This window comes from Streptomyces sp. NBC_01445 (assembly GCF_035918235.1).
Classification (GTDB): Bacteria; Actinomycetota; Actinomycetes; order Streptomycetales; family Streptomycetaceae; genus Streptomyces.
The window spans coordinates 7,614,359-7,628,300 of sequence record NZ_CP109485.1 but is presented as its reverse complement, the minus strand read 5'-3'; the positions used below and the strand labels follow the sequence as shown (position 1 = coordinate 7,628,300).

The window sequence follows — 13,942 nt, the reverse complement described above, 5'->3', positions numbered from 1 at the left end:
GTGAAACGGACATGTGGTTCTCAGACCTCACAGTGATCTGGATCACCTGGGCCGGGAGGCGATGGTAGGGCCACCCGGCGTGATCCGACAGGGGGCGGGGATCGTGCGCATGCCCCCTGCTCAACGTCACGGGGGACCGTGCGCACCGGTTCAACTGCGTTGCCCAGTCATGCGTTTTCTTTGGGATTTCATTGCTGGCCTGCGAGGACCCGGGATACGTTCACCCGAGCACCACGCGTCATGTACCTGCCCGGGCACCAACTGTGTTCGGGCTTTTCCATATACGACGGATGATGTGGAGATCCCATGGCTCATCTGCGCTCCAGACGCCGGCTGGCGCTCACCCTGCCGCTCGGCCTCGCGCTCACCGCGTCCCTCGGCTTCCTGCCCGGCGCCGCGTCGGCCGCACCCGCCGACTCCCGCGCCGCCACGGCCGGTTCGGCCACCGCCGACGCCGGGGCACTCGCGTACGTCGTGAACACCAGGACGGACCACCGCACCCTCGCGTCCGTGAAGAGGGCGATCACCGAGGCCGGCGGGACCGTCGTCGCCTCGTACGACCGGATCGGCGTGATCGTCGTCCACGCGTCCACCCCGGACTTCGGCAAGCGGATCCGCGCCGTCAAGGGCGTGCAGTCGGCAGGCGCCACGCGTACGTCACCGCTGGTCGCCGCCGGCACCACGGACGAGGGCGGCGCCCAGGTCCTGTCGAAGGCACAGGCCAAGTCCCTTGCTACCCAGGCCACTTCGGGCACCGAGCCGCTCGAGGCCGACCAGTGGGACCTGCGGGCGATCGGCGCCGACCAGGCCGCGAGGATCAATCCGGGCAGCCGCAACGTCACGGTCGGTGTCATCGACACCGGCGTGGACGACACCCACCCGGACCTCGCCCCCAACTTCTCCGCGTCGCAGTCCGCGAACTGTGTCGGCGGCAAGGCGGACACCTCGCCCGGCGCCTGGCGCCCCTACGACCCGGCCGAGGACTACCACGGCACGCACGTCGCCGGTGAGATAGCCGCGGCCCGCAACGGCATAGGCGTCGCCGGGGTCGCTCCCGGTGTGAAGGTCGCGGGCATCAAGGTCAGCGACCCCAACGACGGCCTGTTCTACCCGGAGAACGTGGTCTGCGCCTTCGTGTTCGCCGCCGACCACGGCGTCGAGGTCACCAACAACAGCTATTACGTGGACCCCTGGCTCTACAACTGCATGGACGACCCGGACCAGAAGGCCATCGTCGACGCGGTCAACCGGGCCCAGCTGTACGCCCAGAAGAAGGGCACGCTCAACCTGGCGTCGGCCGGTAACTCCAACGACGACCTGGACTCGGACGCGCTCGTCGACGACTCCAGCCCCGACGACTCGACGCCGGTCCACCGCACGATCGACCCGCACAAGTGCTTCGACATCCCGACGCAGCTGCCGGGCGTCGTCACCGTCAGCGCTTCGGGCCCGACGGGCGCCAAGTCGTACTACTCCAGCTACGGCAAGGGTGTCATCGACATCGCGGCGCCGGGCGGCGACAAGTTCCAGTTCCCGGACACCCCGTCGAAGAACGGCCGCATCCTCTCGACGATGCCGGGCGGCCAGTACGGCTTCCTCCAGGGCACGTCGATGGCGTCGCCGCACGCCGCCGGTGTCGCCGCGCTGCTCAAGTCGGCCCACCCGAGGGCCACTCCGGCCCAGCTCCAGGCGCTCCTCAAGGCCGAGGCCGACAACCCGGGCTGCCCGTCGGACCCGTACGACGGGGACGGCGACGGTGTCGTCGACGCCACCTGCGAGGGCGGGAAGCGCGTCAACGGCTTCTACGGCTTCGGCATCGTCGACGCGCTCGACGCCGTCAAGAAGTGACGGGGACGCGAACCGTCAAGCAGCCCTGCATCAGAGGCACTTGGGGTGGCTACGGCTGCCTGCCGCTCCACGCATCCCGAACGCAACGACCCCAGGAGACATCATGACGGCGCCCCTCGCGCGCTCCCGCTCCATCCGCCGTTCGATAGCCGTCCCGGCCGGGATGGCCATGGCCACGGCTCTCGCGTTCCTGCCGAACGTCACCGCGTCGGCCGCAGGACAGGCCCCGCAGGCCCCTCAGACGCCGGTCGCCACGGACGGCCCGTCGCTCAGCTATGTCGTCAACGTGCGCTCGGGACACGGCGCTTCGGGCGCCGTCCAGAAGGAGATCACCAAGGCCGGCGGCACCGTCGTCGTCGCGTACGACAAGATCGGTGTCATCGTCGCGCACTCCTCGAACCCGGACTTCGCGAAGACGATCCGCAAGGCCCGCGGGGTCGACTCGGCGGGTGCCACGCGCACCGCTCCGCTGCCCGCCCAGTCCACGGCCGACCTCGGCACCCCGAAGGCGCTGACCGCCGCCCAGCTGGCCGCCACGGCCGGCCAGGCAGCCGCCGGACAGGACCCGCTGGAGCCGTTGCAGTGGGACCTGCCCGCCATCAAGGCGGACAAGGCGCACGAGAAGTCGCTCGGCAGCAGCAAGGTCACCGTCGCCGTGATCGACACCGGCGTCGACGACACCCACCCGGACATCGCGCCGAACTTCGACCGCGGCGCGTCCGCGAACTGTGTGTCGGGCAAGCCGGACACGACAGACGGCTCGTGGCGTCCCAGCGCCTCGGAGAGCCCGCACGGCACGCATGTCGCGGGTGAGATCGCGGGCGCCAAGAACGGCCTCGGCATCACGGGTGTCGCGCCCGGTGTGAAGGTCTCGGGCATCAAGGTGGGCAACCCGGACGGATTCTTCTACACGGAGGCCGTGGTGTGCGGCTTCGTGTTCGCGGCCGAGCACGGCGTGGACGTCACCAACAACAGCTATTACACCGACCCGTGGTACTTCAACTGCACCGACGACCCGGACCAGAAGGCCCTGGTGAAGGCCGTCGCGCGGGCCTCGCAGTACGCGGAGAAGAAGGGCGCCGTGAACGTCGCGGCGGCGGGCAACGAGCGCTACGACCTGGCGTCCGACGAGATCACCGACCCGTCGAGCCCGAACGACACGACGCCGGGCGACCGGGTCGTCGACCCGTCCAAGTGCTTCGACATCCCGACGCAGCTGCCGGGTGTCGTCACGACCGCGGCGACCGGGGCCAAGGGCCTCAAGTCGTCGTTCTCCAACTACGGCCGGGGCATCATCGACATCGCGGCCCCGGGCGGCGACTCGACGGCGTACCAGACGCCGGCGCCGCCCGCCACGAGCGGCCTGATCCTCGGCCCGCTGCCCGGCGGCAAGTGGGGCTACATGGCCGGTACGTCGATGGCGTCCCCGCACGTCGCCGGTGTCGCCGCGCTGATCAAGTCGACGCACCCGCACGCGTCCGCGGCTGCCGTGAAGGCGCTCCTGTACGCGCAGGCCGACGCCACGCCGTGCACCGACCCGTACGACATCGACGGCGACGGCAAGGTCGACGCGGTGTGCGAGGGCGGCAAGAACAAGAACGGCTTCTACGGGCACGGCATCGCCGACGCCCTGGACGCGGTGACCAAGTAACCGCGTAAGCAGAGCAGTTCAGGTGGGCCGGGCGGCTGCGTCCGGCCCACCTGTTTCGTTCCGCGGACCGTGCGCGATAGTGCCTGCATGACACATGCACCGGTGGGTGAGGGAACGCGGACGGCCTGGGCGGCTCTCGGCGGCGACCCGGCCCTGACCTCGAACATCGCGTCCGTCGTACGCGAAGGGGCACTGCCCGCGAGGCTGCCCGTGATCGACCTGGCGCGCGCGTGCGTGGGCGCGTGCTCGCTGGCCGCGGCCGAGCTGGCCGCGCGGCGCGCCGGGCGGCCACTGCCGCGCGTGGTTCTCGACGACGGGGCACTGGCCACCGCGTTCGTCAGCGAGCGGCATCTGCTGATCGACGGGCGCGCGACGGTCAACTTCGCGCCGCTGTCCCGGTTCTGGCGCACGGCGGACGGATGGCTGCGCACCCACGCCAACTATCCGCACCACCGCGCGCGCCTGCTGGCCGCGCTCGGGCTCGGCGACGACGCGTCCGTGGAGCGGGTCGCCGCGCTGTTCGCGGAGCGGTCGGCCGCCGAGATAGAGGAGACCGTGTATGCCGCCGGTGGCCTGGCCGTCGCCCTGCGGACCATGGAGGAGTGGGCCGCGCACCCGCAAGGGGAGGCGGTCGCCGGACGGCCGCTGCTCGACCGGGAACGGCTCGACGACGCGGCGCCGCGGTCGCTGTCCCCGCTCACGGGAGACCCGCTGCTGCCCGCGTCCGGGCTGCGCGTCCTCGACCTGACGCGGGTCACCGGCGGTCCCGTCGCCACCCGCACCCTCGCGCTGTTCGGCGCGGACGTGCTGCGCGTCGACGCCCCGCAGCTGCCGGAGGATCCGGAGGCCCACGCGGACACCGGATTCGGGAAGCGGTCCACGCGGCTCGATCTGACGGGTGCGGCGGACCGGCGCGCCTTCGACGACCTCCTCGCGGGCGCGGACGTCGTCGTGACCGGCTACCGGCCCGGCGCGCTCGACCGGTTCGGCCTCGCTCCCGGGGCGCTGGCCTCCCGCAGGCCCGGGCTCGTGGTGGCGCAGCTGTCCGCGTGGGGCGCGTACGGGCCGTGGGGCGAGCGGCGCGGCTTCGACAGCGTGGTGCAGGTGGCCACGGGCATCGCGGCCGTCGAGGGGTCCGGGGGGCGGCCGGGGGCGCTGCCCGCGCAGGCACTGGACCACGGCACGGGCTATCTCCTCGCGGCGGCCGTCCTGCGCGCCGTCACCGAGCAGCTGGACGAGGGCGGCACGCGCGCGTTGCGGCTGGCGCTCGCCCGGACCGCGCACTGGCTGACGCGGGAGCTCCAGCACGGGGCCACCGCGGCCACGGAGACGTACGACGCCGAGGACCCGGCGCGCTGGCTCACGGAGACCGACAGTCCCGCGGGGCGGCTGCGCCACGCGCTGCCGCCGGCCGGTTTCGCCGGAGGGCCCGTCAACTGGGCCCGCCCGTCCGGGCTTTGGGGTACCGACTCGCCCGAGTGGCGCCATGGCTGAAGCCGGCCGCTCAGGCGGAATGCCACTGCGCCAGTTGTTTTCCCGGCCTTGCCCGGATCTGTCACAGCTGGTGAAGATCTCGAAGTGAGTTCCATACGACCGACCACCGAGGCACCCGGTCCCGGCGGGGACGACACCGCCCCTCACGCCCGACGGCCCGCCACCGGGCGGGCCGTCGCCGTGCTCGTCCTCGTGGCCGCCGCCGCGGTGATCCCCCTGCTCGGGCCCTCCGCCGTCCTCGACGGCACGGGTGAGGCGGCGGCGCCCGGGGTCACCGGCGTGGCGCTCCTTCGAACGCTCCTGTTCGCCGCCCTCTGTGTGCAGCTGGGCGAGGTGTTCGCGGCGCGGCTCACCCGGCGGGTGCCCGGGGCGCCGCCCGGGGACGGACCGCGCAGCTGGTCGGCGTACGCGCCCTGGGCGGGGTTCCTGGCCGCGCTGGGACTCGCGTCGATCGTGGCGAACGGCAACCTCGTGCCGCATGCGCTCTCCGACCTGGACATCGCCGGGCTCTACGGGACCAGGGACGGCACCCTCGCCCTCCTTGAGGTCAACGCCTTCGTGGTGGCGGCCCTGTGCGCCCGCTCACGCCGCCCGGCGACCGCACTCGCGCCACTGGCCGCCGTCGTGGTGGGCGAGGCGCTGCGCACCCACCCGCCGGCCGAGCACACGGCGTACCTGGGCTCGGCCCTGACCCTGGTCCATCTGACGTGTGCCGCGCTGTGGGTGGGCGGTCTGCTGCACGTCCTGCGGACGCTGCGCCGCTGGCGTACGACGGCTCCTGAGGCGGGGGCCGCGCTGCTGGGGCTCTACGTGCGTGTGGCGGCCGTTCTGCTCGCCGCCATCACCGCTACGGGCGTGTGCAGCACGCTGCGGCGGATGCCGGTGAGCACGGTCCTCGATCAGCTGGTGACGACGGCCTACGGGCGCGCCCTGCTGGCGAAAGTGATCCTCGTGGCCGTCGTCTCCGTGCTCGCCCTGGTCGCGCGGGGCCGCCAGCGCGATGGCGGCCTGGGGGCCGCGTACGCGCCCGCGCGCGCGGAGGTGGCAATCCTGGGCGTGGTGGTCGCGGTGTCGGCCGTCCTGACCGCGCTGCCGCTCCCGATCCGCTGGTCGTGAACCCCCGCGCGCGGGGCGTCAGTTGGTGACGAGCACCTTGAGCGCGGTGCGCTGGTCCATCGCCTTGTAGCCGTCCGGGACACCTTCGAGGCCGACGGTCAGGTCGAAGACGGGCGACGGGTCGATCTTGCCGTCGAGAATGTCGGGCAGCAGCTGCGGGATGTACGTGCGCACGGGCGCGACGCCGCCCCGCAGGGCGATGTTCCGGTCGAACATGACGCTGAGGTCGAGACCGGTGCCGCTGCCGTGCGGCACGCCGACGAAGCCGATGGCGCCGCCGTCACGGGTGATGTTCACGGCCGTGCTCATGGACTGCTCGGTGCCGACGGCCTCGATCACGGCGTGGGCGCCCTGACCGCGGGTCAGCTCACGGACGGCCTCGATCGCCGCGTCCCCGCGCTCGGCGACGACGTCGGTGGCGCCGAAGCGGCGCGCGATGTCGGTACGGACCTGGTGGCGGCCGAGCGCGATGATCCGCTCGGCGCCGAGCCGCTTGGCCGCGAGGACGGCGCACAGGCCGACGGCGCCGTCACCGACGACGGCGACCGTGGCGCCCGCGCGCGCACCGGCGCCGAGCGCGGCGTGGTGGCCGGTGCCCATGACGTCGGAGAGCGTGAGCAGCGCGGTCAGGAGGTGGTCGTCGGAGGCGGCGTCGGCGGGCAGCTGGACGAGGGTGCCGTCGGCGTACGGGACGCGGACCGCTTCGCCCTGGCCGCCGTCGTAACCGACCGCGCCCCAGAAGCCGCCGTGCTCGCAGGAGGTGGTGAGGCCCTCGGTGCAGTAGTCGCAGACACCGTCCGACCACATGAAGGGGGCTACGACCAGGTCGCCGCGCCGGACGCCGGTCACCTCGGAGCCGGTGTCCTCGACGACGCCGAGGAACTCGTGTCCGATGCGCTGGCCGGGCTGGCGCGCCGCCTCGCCGCGGTACGCCCACAGGTCGCTGCCGCAGATGCAGGCCCGCAGGACCCTGACGACGGCGTCGGTGGGGAGCTGGACGACGGGTTCCGGCACGTCCTCCACGCGCATGTCGAACGGGGCATGGATGGTGGTGGCGCGCATGACTGGGGGTCCTTCGTGCTGGTCACAGGCGCCGCTGACGGATCGCGTGCGGGGCGCCTCAGGAGGTGGTCGTACGCCTTTCACGGTACGCCGCCGCCGGTGTCGCCCGCGCATCGAGGGGGTGTCCGAGCACGCCGCGCGCCAGCAGGTACTGGGCGGCCACGTAGGTGAGCATCACCCAGAAGTCGGGCCGCGGGAGCTGCGGCCAGTCGGCGACGCCCGTCGCGATGAGCGTGTCCGACAGCAGGAAGAGCGCGCCGCCCCACCCCGCCGTGCGGCCCATGCGCGAGGAGCCGTACGCCATGGCGGTCAGGAGCAGGCTGTAACCGGCGACGGGCCCGCGCATGTCGGCCGGCAGGTCGGGCCACAGGAGCGCCACGGTCGTCACGAGCGCGATGCCGTACGCGGCCGCGAGCAGCCCGCCACGCGCGCGTGGCGTGCCCGCGCGCTTGAAGAGCACGAGGTAGCAGACGTGCCCGGCGGCGAAGGACCCCATGCCCGCGAGGAACGCGACATCGGCGTCGAAGAGCAGCAGCAGGTCGCCGCCCCACCCGAACAGCAGCGCGGCGGTCAGGAGCCGCGGGCCGCCGCGCACGACGACGGACGCGGCGAGCAGCGGCATGAGGAGCGGTTTGGCGACGGTGTGTAGGAGGCCGGTCCCGGCGAGCAGGGCGATCAGGTCGACGGCGGTCGCCACCGCGAAGGCAGCGAGCAGGAGGCGGGCCGCGCGGTCACGAGCGGGTGCCGGCACCTCCCCAGGCGCCGGGGCCGGAGTCGGCGTCACGCGGCGCCCTCAGTGGCCTTCTCCGTGGTCTGGCCCGCGGTGGGGGCCAGGGTCGGCACGGTCCCGTCCTTCGGCTGCCACCCCGGCCCGCCGAACACCCTGCCGCCCCGCTCGCGCCAGCTGCCGGCCGCCTTCAGGTCCCTGGCGATGGCCGCGTACTCGTGCGTGGCGACCCGCAGCGGGTTGTACGTGCTGATGTTCTTGGTCAGGCCGAACACCGGGCGCTCGACCTCGGCCACGAACGACCCGAAGAGGCGGTCCCAGACGATCAGGATGCCGCCGAAGTTACGGTCCAGGTAGCCGCCCTGGGAAGCGTGGTGGACGCGGTGGTGGGAGGGCGTGTTGAGGACGAACTCGAAGGGGCGCGGCAGCTTGTCGATGCGCTCGGTGTGGATCCAGAACTGGTAGACGAGGTTCACCGAAGAGCAGAACGCGAGCGCGGCCGGGTGCACGCCGCACGCGATGAGCGGCAGGTAGAACGGCCACACCGTCAGGCTCGTCCACGGCTGGCGCAGCGCGGTCGACAGGTTGAACTTGCGGCTGGAGTGGTGCACGACGTGGCAGGCCCACAGGATGCGGATGACATGGTGTCCGCGGTGCGACCAGTAGTAGAAGAAGTCCTGCGCGAGGAGCATCAGCGGGATCGTCCACCACAGGATCGGCACGCGCAGCGGCGTCAGCTCGTAGACCGCCGTGTAGATCGCGACGATCGGGATCTTCCACAGGAAGTCGAAGACGAGGCTGCCGAGTCCCATGCCGATGCTCGTCGCGGCGTCCTTGGTCTCGTAGCCTGCGGCGTCGTCATCGGGATGGATGCGCACGCTCACGATCTCGACGACGGTGAGCAGCACGAAGGCCGGGATCGACCAGAGCACGACATCGGGCAGGTTCGGCGACATGCCTGCACCGTAGAGCCACGGACGGGCCACGGCTAGACGTTGTTACCGACAAGTATTACTGGTGGTAAGACTCTCGTTGTTGGTGCCTTCCCCCATTGATCTCCGCCGGTTCCCGCGCGTTCGCTCAGACCCCGGCCGCCCCCAGCAGCGACCCCGCCCCGTACGTCACGGCCATCGCGAGCGCCCCGCCCGCCATGTTCCGCCACACCGCGGGCCGCACCGCCGCCGACCCCGTCCGGGCGCTGCTCCAGCCGGTGAGGGCGAGCGCCGCGAGCACGGAGACCACGGTGACGGGCAGCCGCCATGCGCTGGGCGGCAGGACGATCGCGAGCAGCGGGAGCAGCGCGCCCACGGTGAAGGCGAGGAAGCTCGCCCAGGCGGCGTGCCACGGGTTGGTGAGGTCGTCGGGGTCGATGCCGAGCTCCACGCGCGCGTGCGCCCGCAGCGCGTCACGCGAGGTGAGCTGCTCCGCGGCCTCCCGCGCCACTTCGGGGCTGAGCCCTCGGTCCTCGAGCAGCCCCGTCAGCTCCACGAGCTCGGCTTCCGGGTACTCGCGGAGCTCCCGCCTCTCCTGCGCGAGCGCCGCCTTCTCCGAGTCGCGCTGCGTGGACACGGAGACGTACTCCCCCGCGGCCATCGACATGGAGCCGGCGAGCAGCCCGGCGAGGCCCGCCGTCAGGAGCGTGCTGCGGTCCTCGGTGGCGCCGGCCACGCCGACGACCAGCCCGGCGGTGGACACCACTCCGTCGTTGGCGCCGAGCACGGCGGCGCGCAGCCAGTTGAGCCGCGCTCCGAGCGCGCCGCCGTGGGACTCCTCGTGCGGTGCGTCCTGCACATCGTCAGTCACCCGACGAGCATCGCACCTGGGTCACCAGATCCGGACCGACCCTCCCCGGGCGAACACCGGACTTGTCGCGTCCTTCGGCGCCTCGTCGAGGGGTTCGCCCAGTTCCTGGACGGTCGGTCCGACGCGGGCCGCGATCGGGTCGAGCAGACCGAGGTCGAAGCCGTAGACACGGGCCGTGTTGCCGCCGACCATCGCGGCGATCTCGTCGCGCGGCAGCCCCGCGTACGCGATCCGCAGCCCTTCGCGCGTGTACGGGTACGTGCCCTCGTCGTGCGGGTAGTCGCTGCCCCACATGATCTTGTCGAGGCCGATGCGGTCGCGCAGGGGCACCTCGTGCGGGCGCATGAAGCTGGCCCCCACGTAGCAGTTCTCACGCCACACCTCGGACGGCCCCTTGCCCATCGAATCGGCCAGCCCCGCACCGAACTTGGACTCCGCCGTGTTCGCCCGCGTCGCCGCCGCCACGAGTCGCCCGTGGTAGTAGTCCAGCATGTCCAGGACCCCGGGGATCCAGCCCGAGCCCTGCTCGGTGAGGACCAGCTTCAGGCCGGGGTGGCGGCGGAACGCGCCGCCGAACACCAGGTGCCACAGGGCCCGGTGCGAGAACCACGTCGTCTCCACCATGAACACGGCGCGCGCCGCCGGTTCGTCGCCGAGCGGCGGGGACGCCGAGCCCGCGTGGTGGTTGACCGGCACACCGAGCTCGGCGCAGGTGGCCCAGATCGGGTCGTACGCTGCCGAGTACAGCTCGGGAAGGCCCGAGCCCGGCGGTGTGCCGGGCAGCAGCAGGCCGCCCTTGAGCCCGGCGGCAGCCGCCCACCTGATCTCCTTGACGGCCTCGTCGACGTCGTTGAGGAGGATCTGGAAGACGCCCGCCCTGCGCCCCGGAGCGGCGGCGCAGAAGTCGGCGAGCCAGCGGTTGTGGGCACGCAGCCCCGCCCAGCGCCGCGTGAACTCCTCGCGGGTCGGGGCCGGGGCCATCAGGGACGCGGACGGGAAGAACGGCGGGATCGTGTTCGGGAAGACGACCTCCGCGACGATCCCGTCCTGTTCGAGCTCGGCGATGCGCCGGTCCGAGTTCCAGTTGCGGTCGGCGGTGTCCGCGAGCAGGTCGGCGTACGGATTGACGTAGCTCGCCGCCCACGCGTCGAACGCGTCGTGGTGGCGGGACTCCAAGTAGGGCCGGTAGTCGAGGAGATCGGCTCCCGCGTGGCAGTCCGCGGAGATCACGGTGTAGCGCTCGCTCATGAGTTCACCCCCAGGGTGGGGAAGTCGTGGTCGGTCAGCCAGTGACGGCCCACCTCGCGCGAGCGCGCCCAGGAGGCCTCGACGGCCGACTGGTCGGTGTCCTGGCCGAGTTCGGCGGGGGTCGGGCCGATGCGGGCGGCCAGCGGGGCCAGCTTCCCGGTGTCGAAGCCGAAGACCTCGGCGGCGGCGAGGCCCAGCATGCGCCGGGTCTCCGACACCGGGATGTCGTGGAAGGTCTTCTTCAGCCACGTGCGCGTGTCGGGCCAGGTGCCCTCGGGGTGCGGGAAGTCGCTGCCCCAGAGGATGTTGTCGACGCCGATCTCGTAGCGCTGGGCGAGTTCGCGGCGCTTGGTGTTGGTGGCGCAGATGAACACCTGGCGGTCCAGGTACTCGTGCGGGGAGCGCTTGAGCTCGGCGAACGGCGAGAGCTTCTTGCCGCCGTGCGCGCCCAGGTAGAGGCGGTCCATGAACCACAGCAGGTTGGGCAGCCACCAGCAGCCCGACTCGGCGACGCCGAACTTCAGGCCCGGGTGGCGCTCGAAGACGCCCGACCAGAGCATGAACCACAGTGGTCGCGCCGGCCACCACGTCACTTCGGAGACGTAGATCCCGAGGTGGTCGCCGTACTCGTGGCGGGGCGCCGCCCCGGAGTGCGTGACCACAGGCATCGCACACTCCGCCGCCGCGGCCCACACGGGGTCGTAACGCCGGTCGTGGTAGGGCGCCTTGTCGACCCACATGGAGGGAATCATCAGCGCGCCGAGCCCGGACTCCTTGGCGCGGTGGACCTCCGCGACGACGCGCTCGACCTCGCCGGTGATGGGCAACAGGGCGACGCCGCAGTGCCGTTCGGGGTGTTCGGACACGAAGTCGGCGAGCCAGCGGTTGTGCGCCTGGGCGCCCGCCATGCCGAGCTCGGGATCCTGGTCACCCGAGAGCCCGAGCCCGACGCCGAAAGGCGCCGCCGTCCGGCTGTCCACGGCGTCCGCGTCGGGGAAGACGACCTCGGCGGCCACTCCGTCGCCGTCCAGCTCCTTGAGGCGCTGCGCGGAGTCCCAACCGCCGCGCAGACCTTCTGAGTTGTCGGCGAACCATTTGGCTGCGAACGCGTCGTTGCGGATGCCGAGCCGCGTCGCCTCCTCCTGGCGGGCGCCCCGCTCGCCGAGGAACTCGTCGAAGGCGCGGTGGAAGCGGCTGTCCAGATAGGGCCGGTACTCCTCGGTGGGCAGCCCGGCGTGGCAGTCGGAGGAGATGATCAGGTAGGGATCCTGGTCGGTCATCACATGCCCTTCAGTCCAGAATGAAGCTCTCCAGGTACGCCGGGTTCGCGCGCTCCAGCATCGAGGCGGACCTGGCCTTGATCTGCCGGTCGCTGTGCTCGCTCTCGGGCAGCAGCCAGAAGCGGCCGGCCGCGATGCCCTCGGCGACGAAGTCCGCGACCTCCTCGACCGGCGTGAACGCCACCTCCTGGCCCGCTTCCTTCATCGCGGACTCCCACTGGCCGAGGCTGCGGTACGGGGTCCTGCGCGGCCTCTCCTTGGCGTACCGCTCGGGCCGGTTGCGGTGCGACTCCCACAGCCCGGTGCGCAGCATGTGGGGTCCGGGGAAGAGCACGGAGGCGCCCACGCGCGCGTGCTCCGCCTTCAGGTGCGCGTACAGGGACTCGGTCATCGTCACGACGGCCGCCTTGGTGACCGCGTACACGGAGGCGGTGGGCAGCGGGGCGATGCCGCCGTCGCCGGAGGACGTGTTGACGACGTGGCCGGGCGCGCCTCCCTCGATCATGCGCGGCACGAAGGCCTGGATGCCGTGGAAGACGCCCCACACGTTGACCGCGAAGGCCCACTTCCAGTCGTTCGGTTCGTGCTCCCACATGCGGCCCTCGGCGCCCGAGCCGACGCCCGCGTTGTTGCACAGGACATGGACGGCGCCGAACCTCTCGTACGCCGCGTCCGCGAGGGCGAAGACCTGGCCGCGGTCCCCGACGTCGACCACGCGCGCGTGCACGGTGGCGCCGTCCTCACGCAGGCCGGCGGCGGCCTTCTCCAGGGCGGACTCCTCGACGTCCGCGAGCACGACCTTCAGGCCGTCGGCCGCGAACCGCCGTGCCATGGCAAGGCCGATGCCGCTCGCGGCGCCCGTGACGACGGCGACCTGTCCCGGCTCCAGCCGCATCAGACGCTCCCCTCGGGTGGCCCGTCGAGGATCTGCTGCGGGTCGTCGTAGCGCTGGTGGATGTACGGCAGCAGGGCCTGCGCGCTGACGCGTTCGACGACCCGGCCCTTCTGGTCGGTGGTCTTCTCGCCGATGGTGAGCTCGACGAGGGCACGCACCGGCAGGTCGGCGACCGGGTCGTACATCGACTCCCGCAGGACCACGTCCCCGATGATCCGCTCCAGCTTGCGGACCTTCTCGTTGCGCTGGCAGTGCACGAGCACCGGCTCCACGTCGAAGCCCGAACCATCCACCGCGGGAAGGAACTTGAAGTAGAAATCCGTCTTCAGCGCCGGCTCGGGCAGCGGCAGCGCGCCACTCACCGCGCCGCGCACCTCCACGAAGGCGATGCCGTGCCGGGCGAGCACCGCGCGCACCACGAGGCCGTCGCGCTCGACGCTCACCTCGCCGAGCTTCTTGGGCTCGCCGAAGACCTCACGGCCGCCGACCAGGGCGCGCTCGTGCGTCATCGGCATGACGAGCGGATACCAGCCCTCGACGCCGCCGTGCTCGGCGGCGACGGCGACGGAGCCGGCGCCCAGGGGGTAGCCGGGCAGGTCGACCTTGCTGATGTTGGCCCGCACCAGCGGGCGTTCGGTGGGCTTGAGCGGGGGCGGAAGTACCGCGGCGACCGCGTCCGGGTCGCTCTCCCAGACGGCCACCACCCCCGTGGACCAGATGTCGGGGAGCTTCGAGCTCGCGGTGCGCGCGGCGGAGATCTCCGCCTCCGTGCGTGCTCCGTATCGAATGCGTGCCATGTCGTACCACCCTTCGTCGGC

The 13,942-nt window shown here is 72.1% G+C and carries 12 protein-coding genes; 4 read left to right on the top strand and 8 right to left on the bottom strand.

Going from position 1 to position 13,942, the window contains the following annotated elements:
* Positions 1-306: 306 nt before the first annotated feature.
* From OG574_RS34710 to OG574_RS34695, 4 genes are all read left to right on the top strand, one after another.
* On the top strand, positions 307-1,848 hold the full coding sequence (locus OG574_RS34710; protein ID WP_326776427.1) for a S8 family peptidase: 1,542 nt from the start codon (positions 307-309) through the stop codon (positions 1,846-1,848).
* 103 nt (positions 1,849-1,951) lie between these two features.
* Positions 1,952-3,499 (top strand): S8 family serine peptidase, encoded by a 1,548-nt coding sequence (locus OG574_RS34705; protein ID WP_326776426.1) that lies wholly within the window; start codon positions 1,952-1,954, stop codon positions 3,497-3,499.
* An 87-nt stretch (positions 3,500-3,586) separates the two neighbouring features.
* Positions 3,587-4,993 carry a CoA transferase gene (locus OG574_RS34700; RefSeq protein ID WP_326776425.1) on the top strand — a complete coding sequence of 469 codons (1,407 nt, stop codon included), beginning with the start codon at positions 3,587-3,589 and terminating at the stop codon, positions 4,991-4,993.
* Positions 4,994-5,077: 84 nt separating this feature from the next.
* Positions 5,078-6,109: a CopD family protein gene (locus tag OG574_RS34695; RefSeq protein ID WP_398374494.1), complete on the top strand. Its 1,032-nt coding sequence runs from the start codon at positions 5,078-5,080 to the stop codon at positions 6,107-6,109.
* Between the two features lie 18 nt (positions 6,110-6,127).
* Here OG574_RS34695 and OG574_RS34690 read toward each other — a convergent pair whose 3' ends face one another.
* The 8 genes from OG574_RS34690 to OG574_RS34655 all read right to left on the bottom strand — a co-directional run bounded on the left by OG574_RS34690 (position 6,128) and on the right by OG574_RS34655 (position 13,921).
* Complete coding sequence (locus tag OG574_RS34690; RefSeq protein ID WP_326776424.1) at positions 6,128-7,171, bottom strand: zinc-dependent alcohol dehydrogenase family protein; 1,044 nt, start codon at positions 7,169-7,171, stop codon at positions 6,128-6,130.
* 58 nt (positions 7,172-7,229) lie between these two features.
* Positions 7,230-7,922, bottom strand: coding sequence for a lysoplasmalogenase (locus OG574_RS34685; protein ID WP_326776423.1), 693 nt, complete (start codon positions 7,920-7,922; stop codon positions 7,230-7,232).
* Positions 7,923-7,951: 29 nt separating this feature from the next.
* On the bottom strand, positions 7,952-8,854 hold the full coding sequence (locus OG574_RS34680; RefSeq protein ID WP_326776422.1) for a sterol desaturase family protein: 903 nt from the start codon (positions 8,852-8,854) through the stop codon (positions 7,952-7,954).
* Between the two features lie 124 nt (positions 8,855-8,978).
* Entirely contained in the window at positions 8,979-9,701 is a 723-nt protein-coding gene (locus OG574_RS34675; protein ID WP_326776421.1) for a VIT1/CCC1 transporter family protein, read from the bottom strand.
* 21 nt (positions 9,702-9,722) lie between these two features.
* Entirely contained in the window at positions 9,723-10,949 is a 1,227-nt protein-coding gene (locus OG574_RS34670; protein WP_100592505.1) for an amidohydrolase family protein, read from the bottom strand.
* A complete protein-coding gene (locus OG574_RS34665) occupies positions 10,946-12,229 on the bottom strand; it encodes an amidohydrolase family protein (protein ID WP_326776420.1) in 1,284 nt (427 codons plus the stop codon). The genes OG574_RS34670 and OG574_RS34665 overlap by 4 nt, the downstream gene beginning before the upstream one ends.
* Before the next feature lie 10 nt (positions 12,230-12,239).
* On the bottom strand, positions 12,240-13,124 hold the full coding sequence (locus tag OG574_RS34660; protein WP_326776419.1) for an SDR family NAD(P)-dependent oxidoreductase: 885 nt from the start codon (positions 13,122-13,124) through the stop codon (positions 12,240-12,242).
* On the bottom strand, positions 13,124-13,921 hold the full coding sequence (locus OG574_RS34655) for an acetoacetate decarboxylase family protein (RefSeq protein WP_326776418.1): 798 nt from the start codon (positions 13,919-13,921) through the stop codon (positions 13,124-13,126). The genes OG574_RS34660 and OG574_RS34655 overlap by 1 nt, the downstream gene beginning before the upstream one ends.
* Between the last annotated feature and the right edge of the window lie 21 nt (positions 13,922-13,942).